At 31.8% G+C, this 15,679-nt stretch carries 16 protein-coding genes; 6 read left to right on the top strand and 10 right to left on the bottom strand.

Features of this window, described 5'->3' with window-relative positions; all coding sequences use genetic code 11:
• Positions 1-34: 34 nt before the first annotated feature.
• The 3 genes from APR43_RS13210 to APR43_RS13200 form a co-directional block, all read right to left on the bottom strand.
• Positions 35-256 carry a DUF2795 domain-containing protein gene (locus tag APR43_RS13210; RefSeq protein ID WP_007138072.1) on the bottom strand — a complete coding sequence of 74 codons (222 nt, stop codon included), beginning with the start codon at positions 254-256 and terminating at the stop codon, positions 35-37.
• Between the two features lie 262 nt (positions 257-518).
• Positions 519-1,088: a cob(I)yrinic acid a,c-diamide adenosyltransferase gene (locus APR43_RS13205; RefSeq protein WP_053473788.1), complete on the bottom strand. Its 570-nt coding sequence runs from the start codon at positions 1,086-1,088 to the stop codon at positions 519-521.
• Between the two features lie 131 nt (positions 1,089-1,219).
• Positions 1,220-1,906 (bottom strand): ABC transporter ATP-binding protein, encoded by a 687-nt coding sequence (locus tag APR43_RS13200; RefSeq protein ID WP_053473789.1) that lies wholly within the window; start codon positions 1,904-1,906, stop codon positions 1,220-1,222.
• Between the two features lie 290 nt (positions 1,907-2,196).
• Between APR43_RS13200 and APR43_RS13195 the strand changes: the two genes are divergently transcribed.
• A complete protein-coding gene (locus tag APR43_RS13195; protein WP_053473790.1) occupies positions 2,197-2,862 on the top strand; it encodes a DUF6565 domain-containing protein in 666 nt (221 codons plus the stop codon).
• A 381-nt stretch (positions 2,863-3,243) separates the two neighbouring features.
• On the opposite strand, the gene APR43_RS13190 is transcribed toward APR43_RS13195, so the two are convergent.
• The 4 genes from APR43_RS13190 to APR43_RS13175 form a co-directional block, all read right to left on the bottom strand.
• Positions 3,244-4,095, bottom strand: coding sequence for an alpha/beta fold hydrolase (locus APR43_RS13190; RefSeq protein ID WP_053473791.1), 852 nt, complete (start codon positions 4,093-4,095; stop codon positions 3,244-3,246).
• A 50-nt stretch (positions 4,096-4,145) separates the two neighbouring features.
• On the bottom strand, positions 4,146-4,925 hold the full coding sequence (locus APR43_RS13185; RefSeq protein ID WP_053473792.1) for an O-methyltransferase: 780 nt from the start codon (positions 4,923-4,925) through the stop codon (positions 4,146-4,148).
• Between the two features lie 20 nt (positions 4,926-4,945).
• Entirely contained in the window at positions 4,946-5,428 is a 483-nt protein-coding gene (locus APR43_RS13180; RefSeq protein ID WP_053473793.1) for an FKBP-type peptidyl-prolyl cis-trans isomerase, read from the bottom strand.
• 121 nt (positions 5,429-5,549) lie between these two features.
• Positions 5,550-7,412 carry an ABC-F family ATP-binding cassette domain-containing protein gene (locus tag APR43_RS13175; RefSeq protein WP_053473794.1) on the bottom strand — a complete coding sequence of 621 codons (1,863 nt, stop codon included), beginning with the start codon at positions 7,410-7,412 and terminating at the stop codon, positions 5,550-5,552.
• A 530-nt stretch (positions 7,413-7,942) separates the two neighbouring features.
• Between APR43_RS13175 and APR43_RS13170 the strand changes: the two genes are divergently transcribed.
• Both APR43_RS13170 and APR43_RS13165 read left to right on the top strand, forming a co-directional pair.
• Positions 7,943-8,374: a DUF6326 family protein gene (locus APR43_RS13170; RefSeq protein ID WP_053473795.1), complete on the top strand. Its 432-nt coding sequence runs from the start codon at positions 7,943-7,945 to the stop codon at positions 8,372-8,374.
• Between the two features lie 17 nt (positions 8,375-8,391).
• Positions 8,392-9,081: a DUF4386 domain-containing protein gene (locus tag APR43_RS13165; protein ID WP_053473967.1), complete on the top strand. Its 690-nt coding sequence runs from the start codon at positions 8,392-8,394 to the stop codon at positions 9,079-9,081.
• On the opposite strand, the gene APR43_RS13160 is transcribed toward APR43_RS13165, so the two are convergent.
• Together APR43_RS13160 and APR43_RS13155 are read right to left on the bottom strand one after the other, a co-directional pair.
• A complete protein-coding gene (locus APR43_RS13160; protein ID WP_053473796.1) occupies positions 9,065-10,036 on the bottom strand; it encodes a hypothetical protein in 972 nt (323 codons plus the stop codon). The two genes, APR43_RS13165 and APR43_RS13160, sit on opposite strands and share 17 nt — an antisense overlap.
• Before the next feature lie 27 nt (positions 10,037-10,063).
• Positions 10,064-10,801, bottom strand: coding sequence for a tyrosine-protein phosphatase (locus tag APR43_RS13155; protein WP_053473797.1), 738 nt, complete (start codon positions 10,799-10,801; stop codon positions 10,064-10,066).
• 127 nt (positions 10,802-10,928) lie between these two features.
• Here APR43_RS13155 and APR43_RS13150 point away from each other — a divergent pair, with 127 nt between their 5' ends.
• On the top strand, positions 10,929-12,116 hold the full coding sequence (locus APR43_RS13150; protein WP_053473798.1) for a DUF5009 domain-containing protein: 1,188 nt from the start codon (positions 10,929-10,931) through the stop codon (positions 12,114-12,116).
• Between the two features lie 285 nt (positions 12,117-12,401).
• Here APR43_RS13150 and APR43_RS13145 read toward each other — a convergent pair whose 3' ends face one another.
• On the bottom strand, positions 12,402-12,983 hold the full coding sequence (locus APR43_RS13145) for a hypothetical protein (RefSeq protein WP_053473799.1): 582 nt from the start codon (positions 12,981-12,983) through the stop codon (positions 12,402-12,404).
• A gap of 120 nt (positions 12,984-13,103) precedes the next feature.
• Here APR43_RS13145 and APR43_RS13140 point away from each other — a divergent pair, with 120 nt between their 5' ends.
• Together APR43_RS13140 and APR43_RS13135 are read left to right on the top strand one after the other, a co-directional pair.
• Complete coding sequence (locus tag APR43_RS13140; RefSeq protein ID WP_240514953.1) at positions 13,104-14,285, top strand: hypothetical protein; 1,182 nt, start codon at positions 13,104-13,106, stop codon at positions 14,283-14,285.
• A gap of 77 nt (positions 14,286-14,362) precedes the next feature.
• Positions 14,363-15,676: a pentapeptide repeat-containing protein gene (locus tag APR43_RS13135; protein WP_053473800.1), complete on the top strand. Its 1,314-nt coding sequence runs from the start codon at positions 14,363-14,365 to the stop codon at positions 15,674-15,676.
• The last annotated feature ends 3 nt before the right edge of the window (positions 15,677-15,679 follow it).

Raw genomic sequence — 15,679 nt, 5'->3', positions numbered from 1 at the left:
CTCTGTGATGAGACTTTTTCCTTTGGTTTATTTTTTAATATTCATCCTCATTCCAAAGATAATCTTCGTCTGTTGGATAATCAGGCCAAATTTCTTCCATTGATTCATATATCTCGCCTTCGTCTTCTATTGACTGAAGGTTTTCTACTACTTCTAATGGAGCACCAGCTCTAATAGCGTAGTCTATAAGTTCGTCTTTGTTAGCAGGCCATGGCGCATCACTTAAATAAGATGCTAATTCTAATGTCCAATACATCTGTTATCTGTTTAGTTTGTGCAAAAATAAATTTTTTACTGAAAAAGACAAGTAAAATTTGATTTATTTTAATAAAATTTAAGAACGTCTCTTGTTAAATTCCAATTTTTAAATTTCAAATCCCAAAAAATGGGTTTAAAATCCAATATTTAAATTCCAAATCCCAATGCTGGAAGGTTATTTTTGTATGTTTCTAAATTCAAAAGAATTTAATTTTTTCTTTGGAATTTGGGATTTCAAAAATTTGGAATTTGCAGAAAATTTATTTTCTGGGTATCCATTTCACTTCCTCCGCTTTAAGGTCAAACGACAACTTCCGTGCCAAGACAAAAAGGTAGTCAGAAAGTCGGTTTAAGTACATAATTGCGATTTCAGGAACGTGTTCATTATGACTTAAATGTACTGCCAAACGCTCTGCGCGGCGGCATATACAGCGGGCAATATGACAATGTGACACGGTTGGATGACCACCCGGTAAAACAAAATGAGTCATTTGCGGAAGACTTTCTTCCATTTTATCTATTTCGTTTTCGAGTAATTCGATATCCGAATCAATTATTCCGAGATTTTTTAAGCGAAGTTCTCCGTTTTTTAAAACTTCTTTTTCCTGTGGAGTTGCCAAAATGGCGCCTACAGTAAAAAGACGATCCTGAATTTCTATTAAAAGAGTCTTATAATGTGAATCAATTTCCTGATCGCGAATTAAGCCTATATAGGAGTTTAATTCATCAACAGTTCCATAACTGTCAATTCTGATATGATCTTTAGGAACACGAGTGCCTCCAAAAAGAGCCGTTGTTCCTTTGTCGCCTGTTTTGGTATATACTTTCATGGTTATTTGAGATTGTAGATTTATGATTTTAGATTAAATGTTAGAGTCGTAAATTTTAGATTTAGAAAACAATCTAAAATCTAAAATCAGAAATCTAAACTGAAAGGCAATCTAAAATCAGAAATTTAAAATTATTTAGTGGTGTCGCTTTCAATCAATCCGTCTCTTAAACGAATTACGCGGTGTGCGTAGGCAGCGATATCTTCTTCGTGCGTTACTAGAATTACAGTATTTCCTTGTGCATGAATATCTCCAAAAAGTTTCATGATTTCTACAGAAGTTTTACTGTCTAAGTTTCCTGTTGGTTCATCGGCTAAAATAATCGAAGGTTTATTGACTAAAGCGCGGGCAATGGCAACACGCTGGCGTTGTCCTCCAGAAAGCTGATTTGGCTGGTGATCCATTCTATCGGCTAGATTTACTTGTGCTAAAACCTCTGTTGCTCTCGCATTTCTGTCAGATTTTGAATATCCAGCGTAAATCATTGGTAAAGCTACATTGTCTAAAGCCGTGGTTCTTGGTAAAAGATTAAAAGTTTGAAAAACAAATCCGATTTCTGTATTACGAATTCCGGCTAATTCGTCATCACGCATTTGGCTCACATCTTTTCCATTTAAAACATAACGTCCGGAAGTTGGCGTGTCCAAACAACCTAATAAATTCATTAAAGTTGATTTTCCAGATCCCGAAGGTCCCATTAGGGCAACATATTCGCCTTTGTTGATTTCTAAATTAATTCCTTTTAAAACATACACGATTTCATTACCAAGTACAAAATTTCGTCTTATGTCAGTTATTTTAATTAATGGATTTGCCATTTCGTTTTACAATTTTGGATTTAAAAGTACAAAACACTTTTCATAAAAATGATAAGTAGGTTAGAATTGAATTTTGTTACAAAAGCTTTTTAATAGATATGTATTAAAATAAATATGGTTTTTAAAGCAGAAATAGTTATATCATTTTCGATTGATTTTGCATAATTGTCATTATTTTATGAATTTTATAGTATTAAAATGTTTTTAAATTTTCAAACATGACAATAATGTAATTTGTTTAGTTAGCTATTTGGTAAATTTGATTATAATTAATTAAAACAATCAGTATTATGAAAAATATTCAAATGGTATTAGGAATCGCATTAATTGCATTAAGCTTTACATCGTGTAAAGATGAAAAACAAGAACAAGCTCAGAAAAAAGTTGACGCTTATGTAGCATACGTCGATTCAGTTAAAAATGTTTCAGCAGAAAATTTAAAAGCAGACTGGAAAGCAGTTGATGCTGAATATGACAGAAGATCTCAGGAAGCTCAGGCAGCACTGGCAGACTTAAAAGATAATTCGGCTGCTACTGAAAAAATAAATGCCAGCAAAGTTAAATACGAAGAGTTTAAAAATGAGATGTCCACCGTTTTTGCCCCTCCAGCTCCGGCTCCAAGTCCAAAACAACAATTAAGAGATGCTTTGTTTGGTGCAGGAAAAATTGGTGATGATATGAATTTTAGCTGGGTAAATGCCCAAAATATTCACAGCGTTTACCAACAATTCGTTCACACTGTTGAAGATAATAAAGATAAATATTCAAGAGAAGACTGGGATGAAGTTAAATTGATGTATGAAGCACTTGACAGCCGTAAAAATACAGTTGAAAAAGAAGGACTTACATCTGAAGATAACAGAAAAATTGCCGGTTTAAAAATTAAATTTGCACCAATGTATACTGTTAACAGAATGGGTGCAAAATCTGAAGAAAATAAAGACGCTAAAAAATAATTGTAGATATTTTGAATTAGTAAAAATGGCAGTCAGAAATGATTGCCATTTTTTTTATGTTTTTAATGTAAACTATTTTAATGTAAACTAATACTTGCCATTTTTTATACAGTTTCATTCCATTAGGAATGTTTCGTAGGTAGAAAGAATAGAGGTTAGACACGATTACGTTCCGTAGGAACGTTTGATATGCCAGATTTTAAATAGCGATGTTAAAATGAAACGTTCCTATGGAACGTAAACGATGATAAAAATATAATTTTCTACCCACGAAATGTTCCTACGGAACAAGTATATGTAAAATAAAATGATGTTACTCTGACTTTTGAGATGCCTTTTTTTATTTTTAATGGGAGATAATATATCTGAATTTTGAAGATCCTAATTCTCGAATTTCCTTAAATCCTCTAAAAACACGTTCCAAATACTATCTTTAAATCTATTTTTAAAGAAGCCAAAATGCCCAATGTCTTTTACTCCAAAGTCTTCGGCTTTTAAATGCGTTCTGGTAACTTCAGCGTTTTTAAATTGTGATGCAATCCAGTTTACTGCCGGAACAGTTGCATAAAAATCATTGTCGATACTATAAGAAATAATTTTGCATTTAATTTTATCATAATGCTCTTTTACATTGTCGATACAATCAAAATGATAATTTGGTTTTTTACACCATTTTGCCCATTCCAGAGCCATTTCTTTTGGTAAATCTTCCATACGCGTAAAATGGCTGGAAGGTAAATAATTGAAAATTCTGCAAAATAAAGGTATAGTAACATACCACAAAAATTGCATTTTTAGTCTCTCAAATCCTTTCCAGTGAATCCAGCTTCCTGATTGTGAGACAGCCATAATTACGCCTTCAAATAAATTATTTGAAGGAACTAAACCAATAAGCTGACCGCCAATACTGTGTGTTATGATGAATATTTTGCTGTCTGGCTTTTTGCTTTTAACATACTGAACGACGCTTTCAAAGTCGTTTTGAGCCCAGTTTGTTGCGGTTGTAGAAAACTTCTTTAGAGATTCTGGTTTTGAATCGCCAATTCCGCCATAATCAAAGGTGAAAACAGAATAATTATTATGAGATAAAAACTTTGAAAAATTGTGATAATAATTTTGCTTAACTCCTGTAGCAGAAGCAATAATAACACAATTGGCATTTGGATTGTCTGAAATAAATTCAGTTACAGCTATTGAATATTGTAAAGGTGTATCAATTTTTATTGCATTCATATAAACTTCGTATAGTAACAAATGTAATAAAAATTGTATACTGAAATTTGTTAGGCGCGAATCACGAAATTTTCTTTTTCCTGTTCGTATCTAAAAAATACAAAACCCCATTGAAAAGTATCGATCGTAACTTTTACTTTTGGGTGATTTTTTATGATTTCCCAGGCTTCTTCCATTTCCGGAGACCAATGAATGTCGTCAAAAATCCAAACAGAATCATTGTTTATGGTTTGCAGTAAAATTTCAAAATAAGTTAAAGTTGCTTTTTTAGAATGATTGCCGTCAAAGTATATTAAATCGTAACTCTTAGAATCCAGATTTTCAGAAATTAAAAAAGATTCAAATTCTGAGATTATATTTTCAACATTTTTGCAGTCAAATTTATCTAATTGATTTTGTGCCGTATTTGCCGTATTTGGACAACCTTCAATTGTAATAACTTTAGCATCAGTATTTCCAAGAGCAAGGGCAGCAGTTGCCAAACCTAGTGAAGTCCCAATTTCAAGAATGTTTTTTGGCTGAAAATAATTAGTTACACGAAATAATAATTCAGCCCGTTTTGGAGAAATTCCGGCTGTAGATGCGATTTTAGAAATCTGTCTTCTGTTTGATTTAAAAACTTTTGAACCTGCACCAAAATCAGTTACTTCAATAAAATTTTTATTTTCAAGAAGTGATTTTCTATAGTTTTTTAGAATTAAATATTCACGTTTCGGCTTCTTATCATAAAAGCATTTGGTCAATAAACTAAAAACAAAAGGCGAATGAACACCGTGTTCGTTTTTAGAATTCCAAAGAAATTTTAGATAAGATTTGATTTGAAAAAGCATGCCGAAATTTTGAAAATATCTTAATTAATTGATTTTAAAGTTATATCAAATACCAAAACAGATCCGCCCGGAATTCCGTTGTAATCTCTGCTTCCGTAACCTAAATGTGCGGGAACTAAAAGAACGCCTTTTCCTCCCGGTTTAAAAAATCGGATTCCTTCTTTCCAGCCTTGAATTACCTGACTTAAACCAAATGCTACTCCTTTTTTGTCAGCTTCATCTACATTTTTGTCGCTTTCATCAAATACATTTCCGTTTGTGAAATAACCTTTGTAAACAACCGTTACATTTGCATTAGCATCAGGGAATACTTCACCTTCACCCGGTTCATTTATAATATAGTACAAACCAGAATCTGTTCTTGTTGCAGTTAAGTTGTTTTTAGCCAAGTAATCTTTGATTTCCTGTTCATTCTGAGCCGTATAATCTTTAACTTCATCTTTGTCTTTAGAACAAGAAACGAAAAGAGTCAATGCTAATAATGCTGTTAAAAGTTGTTTCATTTTTTATTTTTTAAAATAATTAAATATTTTAGTTTCACAGAGATTCACAAAGAAAACGCAAAGATTCACAAAAAATTTCGTGCACCTCTGTGCTTTCTTTGTGAATCTCTGTGTAATTAACTTATCCTTCTATCTTCGCAGAAAGTTCGAACCAACGTTCTTCTTTAGCTTCGATTTTATTTATGATGCTTTGTAATTCATTAGCTTTTTTCTCGATATCAGCATCAGCAACTTTTCCGTCAGCGAATAATTGCTCGATTTTAGTTTTTTCGATTTCTAAATCTTTGATTTCTCTTTCGATTTTTTGATATTCTTTTTGCTCATTAAAGCTTAAATTTCCGGTTGGATTATTTTGTTTCCAGTCTTTCTTTTCCGCTTTGTTTTCTTCTTTTTGAGCCACATCGGCACTGTCTTCATAAGCACGGAAATCAGAATAGTTTCCTGGGAAATTTTCGATTTCGCCTTGTCCTCTAAAGATAAATAAATGATCGACAATTTTATCCATAAAATAACGGTCGTGCGAAACAACCAATAAACATCCCGGATAATCTAAAAGAAAACTTTCAAGAACGTTTAATGTTACAATATCCAAATCGTTTGTTGGCTCATCGAGAATCAAAAAGTTCGGGTTTTGAATTAAAACTGTACATAAATACAAACGTTTTAATTCTCCTCCGCTTAATTTTTCAACATAATCGTATTGTTTTTTCGCATCAAAAAGAAAACGCTCTAACAATTGCGAAGCCGAAATAATTTTTCCTTTTGCAAGCGGAATATATTCACCATATTCCTTAATAATATCAATAACACGCTGACCCGGTTTTGGGTTAATTCCAGATTGTGTATAATAACCAATTTTAATAGTATCTCCTTTTACAACGCGGCCGCTGTCTGGCGGAATTGTCCCTGTAAGAAGATTCAAGAAAGTAGATTTTCCGGTTCCGTTTTTACCAATAATCCCGATTCTTTCACCACGCTGAAAATCAAAACTAAAGTTATCCAGAATCACACGGTCTTTGAATTTTTTAGAAAGTTTATGAAGCTCAATAATTTTGCTTCCCATTCTTTCCATATTAATTTCAAGTTCCACTTTATTTTCTTTTCGTCGGCTTTGTGCTTTTTCTTTAATTACATAAAAGTCATCCTGACGGGATTTAGATTTGGTTGTTCTCGCTTTTGGCTGGCGGCGCATCCATTCTAATTCCTTTACAAATAAGTTTTTAGCTTTGTCAATACTCGAATTTTCAGATGTTACTCTTTCTTCTTTTTTCTCTAAATAATAAGAGTAATTTCCTTTGTATTGGTATAATTTTCCGTTGTCTAATTCGATAATTTCGTTACACACACGCTCTAAAAAGAAACGGTCGTGCGTTACCATAAACAAGGTAATGTTTTCTTTGGCAAAATAACTTTCTAGCCATTCGATCATTTCAAGATCTAAATGGTTGGTTGGCTCATCAAGAATCAATAAATCAGGACGATTGATCAATATGATAGCCAATGAAAGACGCTTTTTTTGACCTCCCGAAAGATTTTTTACTTTAAGTTTAAAATCTTCCAGTTTTAATTTGAATAAAATCTGCTTGTACTGCGTTTCAAAATCCCACGCATTATGCTGGTCCATTCCGTCAAAAGCCTTTTGATACGCTTCTTCGTCATTTGGGTTTTCAAGTGCTTTCTCGTAAGCCTCGATTATTTTAAGCGTTTCATTATCAGATGCAAAAATGCTTTCTTCAATCGTAAGTTCATCCTGCAGATTATTGTCTTGTGAAAGAAACGCCATTCTGATTCCTTTTCTCAAAACAACTTGTCCCGTATCTGGTTCGTCTAAGCCATTAATAATGCTCATAATGGTGGTTTTTCCAGAACCATTTTTAGCAATAAAAGCGATTTTTTGGTCTTTGTTGATTCCAAATGAAATGTTGTCAAAAAGGACTCTTTCGCCAAATGACTTCGATATATTTTCTACAGATAAGTAATTCACTTTGTAAATTGTAAGTTATAAATTATGAGTTATGAGTGTTTTGGAAAACATAACTTTTTGCAAAAGTAAACTTTTATCTTACGATTTGCGAATTGTTAATCTTATTTAAGTTTTAGAATAGGAAAATTAGAAGAACCAGTCTCAAAAGTTGAGACAGCCTCTTTGTTATTTTACCTATTTGTTCCGTAGTAGAAAACATTTCATTGGTAGAAAATTATGTTGTTATAATGGATTACGTTCCGTAGGAACGTTTGATTTTATATTGCTTTTAATAATCTGATCTATCAAACGTTCCTACGGAACGCAAATGCGGCTGTTTTTTATTTTTTTTCTACCAACGAAACATTCCTATGGAATGATAAATAGGATATCAAAAAGCAATCATTTAAGTCACTAAAAAAAAACAAACAAAATAGTTATGGTATAACGGAGGCCTCAACTTTTGAGACAGCCTCTTATCTTTTAGAAGAAAACAAATTGTAACATTTTAGAACTATCTCCGACATATTTAAAAACTTAATTCCTTAAATATGAGTGAGAAAGAAATAAACACCAATGGTTTTGAAGATTTTAAAATAAACACAAAAATCAAACTTGCAGCATTGTGGACTTCCATAATGTTTTGTTATATCTATGGAGATTATTTCTCGCTGTATGTTCCAAAAAAAGTCGAAGATTTTATAAGCGGAGATACATTACTGGATTCTCCAATGAAATTATTTCTCGCGACACTTTTAATGACAATTCCGGCCTTAATGATTTTTGCATCGGTTATTTTAAAACCAAAAATAAACCGCTGGCTTAATCTCATTTTCGGAATTATTTATACTGCCATAATGCTGTTAATAGCATTTACAACAACTGGAGCCTGGTGGAGTTTTTACATTTTTCTCGCCATAATAGAAAGTATTTTGACTTCAATTATATTTTGGACTGCACTTAAATGGCCAAAACAAGTTTAAATTTTAAAGATAAAAGTATGAATCAAGAATCAAAACTATCGTTTAGAAATACAGGAAGAATTGCGGGTTTACTATATTTAGTAGTCGTAATAACCGGGATTTTTAGTTTAGGATATGTTCCTTCAAAATTAATTGTATGGAGTGATGCTGCTAAAACTTTTACTAATATTGCTAATTCACAATTTCTTTTTAGACTTGGTATTATAAGCGGATTAATCTGTTACACTTTCTTTTTGTTTCTGCCTTTGGTTTTGTACAAATTATTAAAACCCGTTCATAAAACGTACGCCATATATATGGTTGTTTTAGCGATTGTAAGCGTGCCGATTTCTTTTATAAACATGCAGAATAAATTTGCAGTACTTTCTATAATTAATTCGGGCGGAGAGGAAAAAGATCTGGTAATGTTTTATCTCAATCAATATGATTACGGAAATTTAATCGTTCAGGTATTTTGGGGACTTTGGCTGTTTCCGTTGGGATATTTAATTTTTAAATCAGCAATAATCCCGAAATTTTTAGGAATATTATTAATGCTTGGCTGTATAAGTTATTTAATAAATTTCTTCGGAAATGCATTATTTTCAAATTATTCTGACCTTGGAATATCTTCTTATGTAAGACTTCCGGCAACTCTTGGTGAAATAGGGACGTGTTTATGGCTTTTAATAATGGGAGCAAAAAACAACATTATTGCTGCCGATTAACATATTGATTTAAAACGGAACTCAAATCTAAATAATGAATTTGTTGCGGATTATTTAAAATGGGTTTTCGAACTAAGGATTCATTGGTAATAAAATAATGAAGACCATCTTTTGTCGCAATTCCTTCTATTTGATGGAATGGAAGTTTGAGATCAATTTTTCGTTTATTTCCCGATAAAAAATCATTGTTTTTAAAATCGTACAAAAGATAAAGAAATGTTTTTCCGGTTTTAGAATAACCGCAAAGAACCACGATTTTCTTTTCTTCTAAGTAAGTTGCACCCGTAACTAAACCTTTTGTGTCAAGCGTGTTTTTAAATTGTGCAATATGTTTTCCGGGATTATTAGGCAAAATGTAAATACTGGTTTTAGACGATTTCCATTGTTTGGTGAACAAATAAATACTGTCTTTAGAAACTACAAAAGCTTCACAGTCAAAATCGGTTGAATTTGGTTTTTGTGCCGAAATATCAGTTTGGTCAGCATATTGAAATAAGATTTTTTCAATAATGGGATTTCCTTCTAAAAATGATTTTTTTTCAATTTTCAGGATATTTAAATCCGTTCGGTTTCCGCTATAATTATTTCCGAAATCTCCAATATACAAATGCGAACTGTCTTGCGAAATCTCTTCCCAGTCATGATTTACAACCTGATCCAGAATGATTTTCTTTTTGATTTTCCCCAAAGAATCTAATCCGTAAATCGTTTTATCGTGATCGTCATTATGAGTCCACAATAAACCATTAAAAGCAATTAAGCCCGAAGTTTCTTTAATAGAGTCGCTAAGTTTAATGGAATATTCAGGTCTTAGTTTTAAATTTTCATAAATACAGCTTCCGTCATTTTGTACGGCATTTGGATTGTAATTTTTTGAAAGCACATCTGTACAGCCCGAAGTTTGGGCTTTAACTGAAAAAACAGACAGAATAAAAAAAAATAGAATCCGTAGCATTTTTTTATGCTTTAAATTGGAAAAAAATTAGAATCTAAAAAACTGATTATTGGCAATAACTTCCTTTAAGTTTTCAACTGAATCAATTTTTATTTTTTGATGTAAAGATTCGATATGATTGCTGTGATGCACATCCGTTCCCGAAAAATCATACATTCCTTTCTTTAATAAAAGCGCAGCAGTTTTGGTGATTTCGCTGCCATAATAACCCATAACAGCCAATAAATTCAACTGAAATAAACAACCCGCTTTCTTTAGTTTTTCATATTCCTCAAAGTTATTATGAAAATATAAATACCGTTCCGGATGCGCTAAAACCGGAATATATCCTGCAAGCTGTATTTCAAAAATAATCTTGTATAAGTTTAAAGGCGCACTTAAATACGATATTTCAACTAATACATAATTATCTTTTAAGGTTAAAAGCTTTTCTGTTTTTACATGATTTTCAAACCAGTCATCCATAAAATACTCAGATGCTGCTTTAAACGGAATATTGATATTTTGTTCTTTCAATAAAACTTCAGTTTCCTTTTGCCTGTCTAAAATGTCCTGTTCAGCATTGTCCCAAACAAAATGATTAATGTGCGGCGTAGTTACAAACTGAGAAATTCCCAATTCCTGAAATGCCTTTACAAGTTTGATTGTTTTTTTGACAGATGATGCGCCATCATCAATTCCCGGAAGCAAATGGGAGTGAATATCGACATAATCGCCCGCCAGAAGGTCTTTTAAAAAAGGTTTTGATTTAAAGAATGATAGCATAACTGCAAAAGTAAAGAATTGATGTTGTTTTTATTTCTCTTTAAAGAAATATTGCAAAAGAAAATTTATGTAACAATGTAACCGACATTTTAGAATTATATTATATTTGATAAAAAAGTAATATTTTATGAAAATTAAAGAGAATTTATATAATCAAAGGATTATTTCGATTGACGCTTTACGCGGAATTACCATTTTTGTAATGATATTTGTAAATGAACTTGCAAGTGTCAAAAATGTGCCGCAATGGATGAAACACATGCCCGCAGATGCCGATGCAATGACCTTTGTCGATTTAGTTTTCCCTGCTTTTTTATTTATAGTCGGAATGTCAGTTCCGTTTGCCTTTAATGCCAGATTAATAAAAGGCGACACTCCAAAAGTAATCTGGACACATACTTTAAAACGTGCTGTAGCCTTAATCATAATTGGTGTTTATATGGTAAATGCCGAATATGGTTACGACGCTTCAAAAATGATAATTGCGCCTGCTTTTTGGGGACTTTTGGCTTATGCAATGCCAATTCCTATTTGGAATAAATATCCTAAAGATTTTTCAGTTTGGTTAAAATACATTCTTCAATACGGCGGAATATTGGTTTTAATTGCACTTTACTTTTTATACGTTCAGGAAGAAACCGGAAAAATAGGAATCACGCCAAAATGGTGGGGAATTCTGGGTTTAATTGGCTGGGCTTATCTTATTTCGGTAATTTATTATTGGCTGGTTTCAGGCAGATTATGGGCGATGATTGCTTTTCTTGTAGTTTGTGTTGCCGCAAATTCTGCTAATTTGACAAAAGGTTTAGTTATGCCGGAATGGCTGCATTTTATTGCCGGACATTTAACGCATGTAACTTTAGTAACGGCCGGAATAATAATTTCATTACTCTTTTTTGACAAGAAAATTGAAAATAAAATCAATTGGGCCGTAATAGGATTTATTGTTTTGTTTTTCGCCGTTGGCTTTTTCCTTCGACCACATTACGGAATTTCAAAAATACAAGGAACGCCTTCCTGGACATTAATTTCTGCCGGAATTTGCACCGTTTTATTTTACTGTTTGTATTGGTTAATGGAAGTTAAAAAACAAACCAAATGGAGCGAGTTTTTTATGCCCGCTGCAGCAAATCCGTTATTGATTTATATTCTACCGGGCGTTATTTATTATTTTAATCTAGCTTTTAAAATTCACATTATACCAGAATATTTTAGAGAAGGAGTTCCGGGAATTATTTGGTCACTGGTTTTCTCAACAATAATGTTATTCGTAATGAAAATCTTCAATAGGTTTAAAATTCAGCTACATTTATAATGTTTTTGTAACGCAAAGCGCGCTAAGGTTTTTCGCAAAGGACACAAAGTTTTAATCTGTTTAATCCTTTAAATCTGTGGCTAAAAAATTAGCCGCAAAGTTCGCTAAGGTTTTTTCGCAAAGTGCACAAAGATTTTTAAGTTGTAGCTAAAAAATTAGCTGAAGTTCTCAAAGCTTTGTATTGACAAAGCTTTGAGAACTTTGCAGTTTGTAAAACTCACTTAGAAAAAACTTTGTGCACTTTGCGAAAAACCTTAGCGCGCTTTGCGTTAAAATATCCTCATTTCAATTTAGAATAACTGATTTTATTTCTAATGTCGCACCCGAAACCGGATTATAATTCACAAAATTGAATTTACACAGATTGTGAATATCTAAAGTTTTTCCGTTTGGATCGCCGTCTTGTTTGAAATCCGTCCACGGAATTTTTATGGTTGTAAATTTTTTAGCAGAAACAGGCAAATCTATTCTTGGATGTGAACCGCCATGCACACATCCCGTTCCTTCTGCATTTCCTTCGCGTGCCTGCAATTTTATAAGATGTGATGATTTATACGTAATACTTAGATATTTTGAACTTTCAGACAAATTTGTTGGTTTGCCATCGTTTGAATCAGATTCTGTAAGCATCACATTCAGCTCAATTTCTCCAACCGGATTATCTTTTGCTGTAACTTTAATTATCCCTTTTTCTTTTCTGATTTTATTAATTGTTTCCTGATTTTCTTGCGTTTGGCCAGCAATGTACCAAGTTGAAGTTTTTACCAAATCTGTATTGGAATTCGAAACTTCTTCCGCGGAAGCGAAACCTAAAATTGCAAACACAAAAAGGAGAGAACCAATTAAAACAACTGCTTTGATTTTCATTGAAAAAGAGATTTTGATTTACTTCAAAAATAGAATTTTCTTTTTATTTATTTTGAAAGAAGCGTATATTCTGAATAAAACTTTAAATTTGTAAGAAGTTGTATCTGAAAAACTTACGATATGAAAAATGCAAAGGTTCTGTTAGGTTTCTTTTTCTTTTTTCAAATGCATTTCGGCTATTGCCAAAACGACTCCATTTCAAATAACAACAAAGATATTCTGGATGTTTTGTACAAGCTTTTTAATAAAAACGATTCATTACGAAAAAATCAGGATAAAAAAATAGCCTTTTCATTGCTTCCTGTTCCAATCGATGCCAATAAAAATGCCGGTTTGGTAGTTTCTTTTTTAACTACTTTTTATTTGGGTGACAGCAACACGACCAAAATGTCCCAAGTTTCATTTTCGCCTTATTTTAGTTTTACCAAACAATATGTTTTCCCCATTCAAACTTATATATATACGAAAGATAATTACTGGAATTTTATAGGCGATTACCGCTTTATGATTTATCCTCAGGATACGTACGGTCTCGGCGGACATAATACAGATAAAAAAATGTCAACTCTGGATTATCAGCAATGGCGTTTTTACCAATTTGCCACCCGAAAAATAATTGGAAACTATCGATTAGGATTAGGTTTATTATTTGATAATTACCAGAATATTTCTGAAGAATCATATATAGATGAAGAAACAGATTATTCTAAATATATGAACGGCGATTTTTCTAACGAAAGTTCCTTCGGAATTGCCATTCAGGGGCTTTATGATTCCAGAGAAAACAATGTAAATCCTGAACAAGGCTTATATGTCGAAGCAGATTACCGAATCAATACAAGCGGAGTGGAAGGTAAAAAATGGAATTCGGTTTATTTTGATGCCCGAAAATACCATTCTTTCCATAAATACAAACATCGGGTTTTGGCTTACAGAGCTTTTTATTGGTCGACTTTTGGCGGGAAACCGCATTATTTAGATCTGCCAAGTATTGGCTGGGATCGCGACGGAAGGACCGGACGGGGCTTTACCCGAAACAGATTTCGTAGTAATGCACTGATTTATTTTGAAACCGAATACCGAACTGATATCTCAAAAAACGGTTTTTGGGGCGCTGTGTTTTTTACTAATGTTTCCTCTGTTTCAAAGTTAGATACGTATCAATTTAAAAAATGGAATCCAGCCATTGGAACCGGATTACGTATTAAATGGAACAAGAAAAACAACAGCAATTTAGTGCTTGATTACGGAATTAGTAAAAACGATTGGTCATTGCGATTAGGTTTGGCCGAAAATTTCTAACTTTCCCCAAAATCAATTACAAAAAAATTAAAATGAGTTAGTATTATACTACTTTTGGTTCGTAATACTTTATTTATATGAAAAAAATCAGCTTTATTCTTTTAGGTGTAGTTTCCGTTGTATTTTATTTATATTGGAGCATTATTTTAAAATCTTTTGAAGAATTTGCTTGTTGGCTTTATCCTTTTGATGAAAGTAGAAATGCAGAACTATTAAAAATTTTGTTGACAGTAATTGGGGCATTAGGTATTTTATTCGGACTTTATCTTAATTATAAAAGAACTAAATTATCTGATAAAGCAATACAATTACAAAGTTTAGCAATTTCGAAGCAATCGGATCAACTGGAATTGTCTAGAAAATCACAAATAGATGAAAGATTTAAAAATGCCGTAGAACATTTAGGTAACGATAAAGAACCTATAATTCTTGGAGGAATTGCTGTTCTTAATCAGATTGCTATCGAGAATTCTAGAGATTATGCTGAAGTAGTATTTAATATATTAACGAGCTACATTCGATCTAGTACAAATATTTACACAAAGAAAGCGGATGATTTTAGTAGTACAGTCGTGCAAACTATAATCAATGATTTATTTAAACACAAAGATAAAATCAATAATCCTTATAAAGATTTTAAAGGGAATTTGAGTCATTGTAATTTAAGTTCTATTAATATAGACGATATAGATTTTAGTAAGTTTGACTTGTCATTTACTTATTTTAATATGAATATAAATAACGTTAATTTTTCTAATGCTAATTTAAGTAAAGCACAATTTATTCTTTCAAGAATAAAAGACACTATTTTTTTTGAAGCGGATTTACATCAAACGCTTTTTAATATGGCACAAATCGAAAATGCTAGTTTTGAAAGTGCTACAGTTCTGGCTACTAATTTTTTAACAACTCATTTTTTTAAAGTAAATTTTGATAGTTGTGACTTTTCAAATGCTAAATTTATTTGTTGTTTTTTTAGTGAAACAACTCATGCAAATTCTAAGATTATAAATAATGATTTTTCATTTTCAAGTTTTAAAAATGTAAGCTTCGAAAATACTGAAATATTTAGTGGAATTAATCTTAAAGGAAGTCTTTTCAATAACTTTAAAATTAATATTCAGTCGTTAGAATTAAATTTTAATGGTTGTAATGTTCTTAATACAAATTATACTTTTGATTATTGTCAATTGATAGATAAATTAGAAGTAAAAACTAATGAAGAAAGTAATGTTTCTCAAATAGTTAATCTTCATGATGCAATGTTTTATAATCAATTTACATTTGGCGTATTTACTGAAGAGGAAGTTGATGAGACGAAGAAGAAGCATGATGATATTTTAAAAGGATTTGAAATTACTTTTAAAAAGGATAAAAAAAACAAGAAATAAACT

Origin of the sequence: Flavobacterium sp. NLM, assembly GCF_002210235.1 — a bacterium.
GTDB classification, from domain to species: Bacteria; Bacteroidota; Bacteroidia; order Flavobacteriales; family Flavobacteriaceae; genus Flavobacterium; species Flavobacterium panici.
Note: the sequence above shows the minus strand (reverse complement) of the source record. Positions and strands in the feature narration are given on the sequence as shown.

Bases quoted from the DNA above. Each gene is read 5' to 3' on its own strand.
- APR43_RS13205 (WP_053473788.1), bottom strand. From the start codon at position 1,088: ATGAAAGTATATACCAAAACAGGCGACAAAGGAACAACGGCTCTTTTT.
- APR43_RS13180 (WP_053473793.1), bottom strand. From the start codon at position 5,428: ATGAAACAACTTTTAACAGCATTATTAGCATTGACTCTTTTCGTTTCT.
- APR43_RS13170 (WP_053473795.1), top strand. From the start codon at position 7,943: ATGAGTGAGAAAGAAATAAACACCAATGGTTTTGAAGATTTTAAAATA.
- APR43_RS13190 (WP_053473791.1), bottom strand. From the start codon at position 4,095: ATGAATGCAATAAAAATTGATACACCTTTACAATATTCAATAGCTGTA.
- APR43_RS13185 (WP_053473792.1), bottom strand. From the start codon at position 4,925: ATGCTTTTTCAAATCAAATCTTATCTAAAATTTCTTTGGAATTCTAAA.
- APR43_RS13210 (WP_007138072.1), bottom strand. From the start codon at position 256: ATGTATTGGACATTAGAATTAGCATCTTATTTAAGTGATGCGCCATGG.
- APR43_RS13165 (WP_053473967.1), top strand. From the start codon at position 8,392: ATGAATCAAGAATCAAAACTATCGTTTAGAAATACAGGAAGAATTGCG.
- APR43_RS13200 (WP_053473789.1), bottom strand. From the start codon at position 1,906: ATGGCAAATCCATTAATTAAAATAACTGACATAAGACGAAATTTTGTA.
- APR43_RS13150 (WP_053473798.1), top strand. From the start codon at position 10,929: ATGAAAATTAAAGAGAATTTATATAATCAAAGGATTATTTCGATTGAC.
- APR43_RS13160 (WP_053473796.1), bottom strand. From the start codon at position 10,036: ATGCTACGGATTCTATTTTTTTTTATTCTGTCTGTTTTTTCAGTTAAA.
- APR43_RS13145 (WP_053473799.1), bottom strand. From the start codon at position 12,983: ATGAAAATCAAAGCAGTTGTTTTAATTGGTTCTCTCCTTTTTGTGTTT.
- APR43_RS13135 (WP_053473800.1), top strand. From the start codon at position 14,363: ATGAAAAAAATCAGCTTTATTCTTTTAGGTGTAGTTTCCGTTGTATTT.
- APR43_RS13155 (WP_053473797.1), bottom strand. From the start codon at position 10,801: ATGCTATCATTCTTTAAATCAAAACCTTTTTTAAAAGACCTTCTGGCG.
- APR43_RS13140 (WP_240514953.1), top strand. From the start codon at position 13,104: ATGAAAAATGCAAAGGTTCTGTTAGGTTTCTTTTTCTTTTTTCAAATG.
- APR43_RS13195 (WP_053473790.1), top strand. From the start codon at position 2,197: ATGAAAAATATTCAAATGGTATTAGGAATCGCATTAATTGCATTAAGC.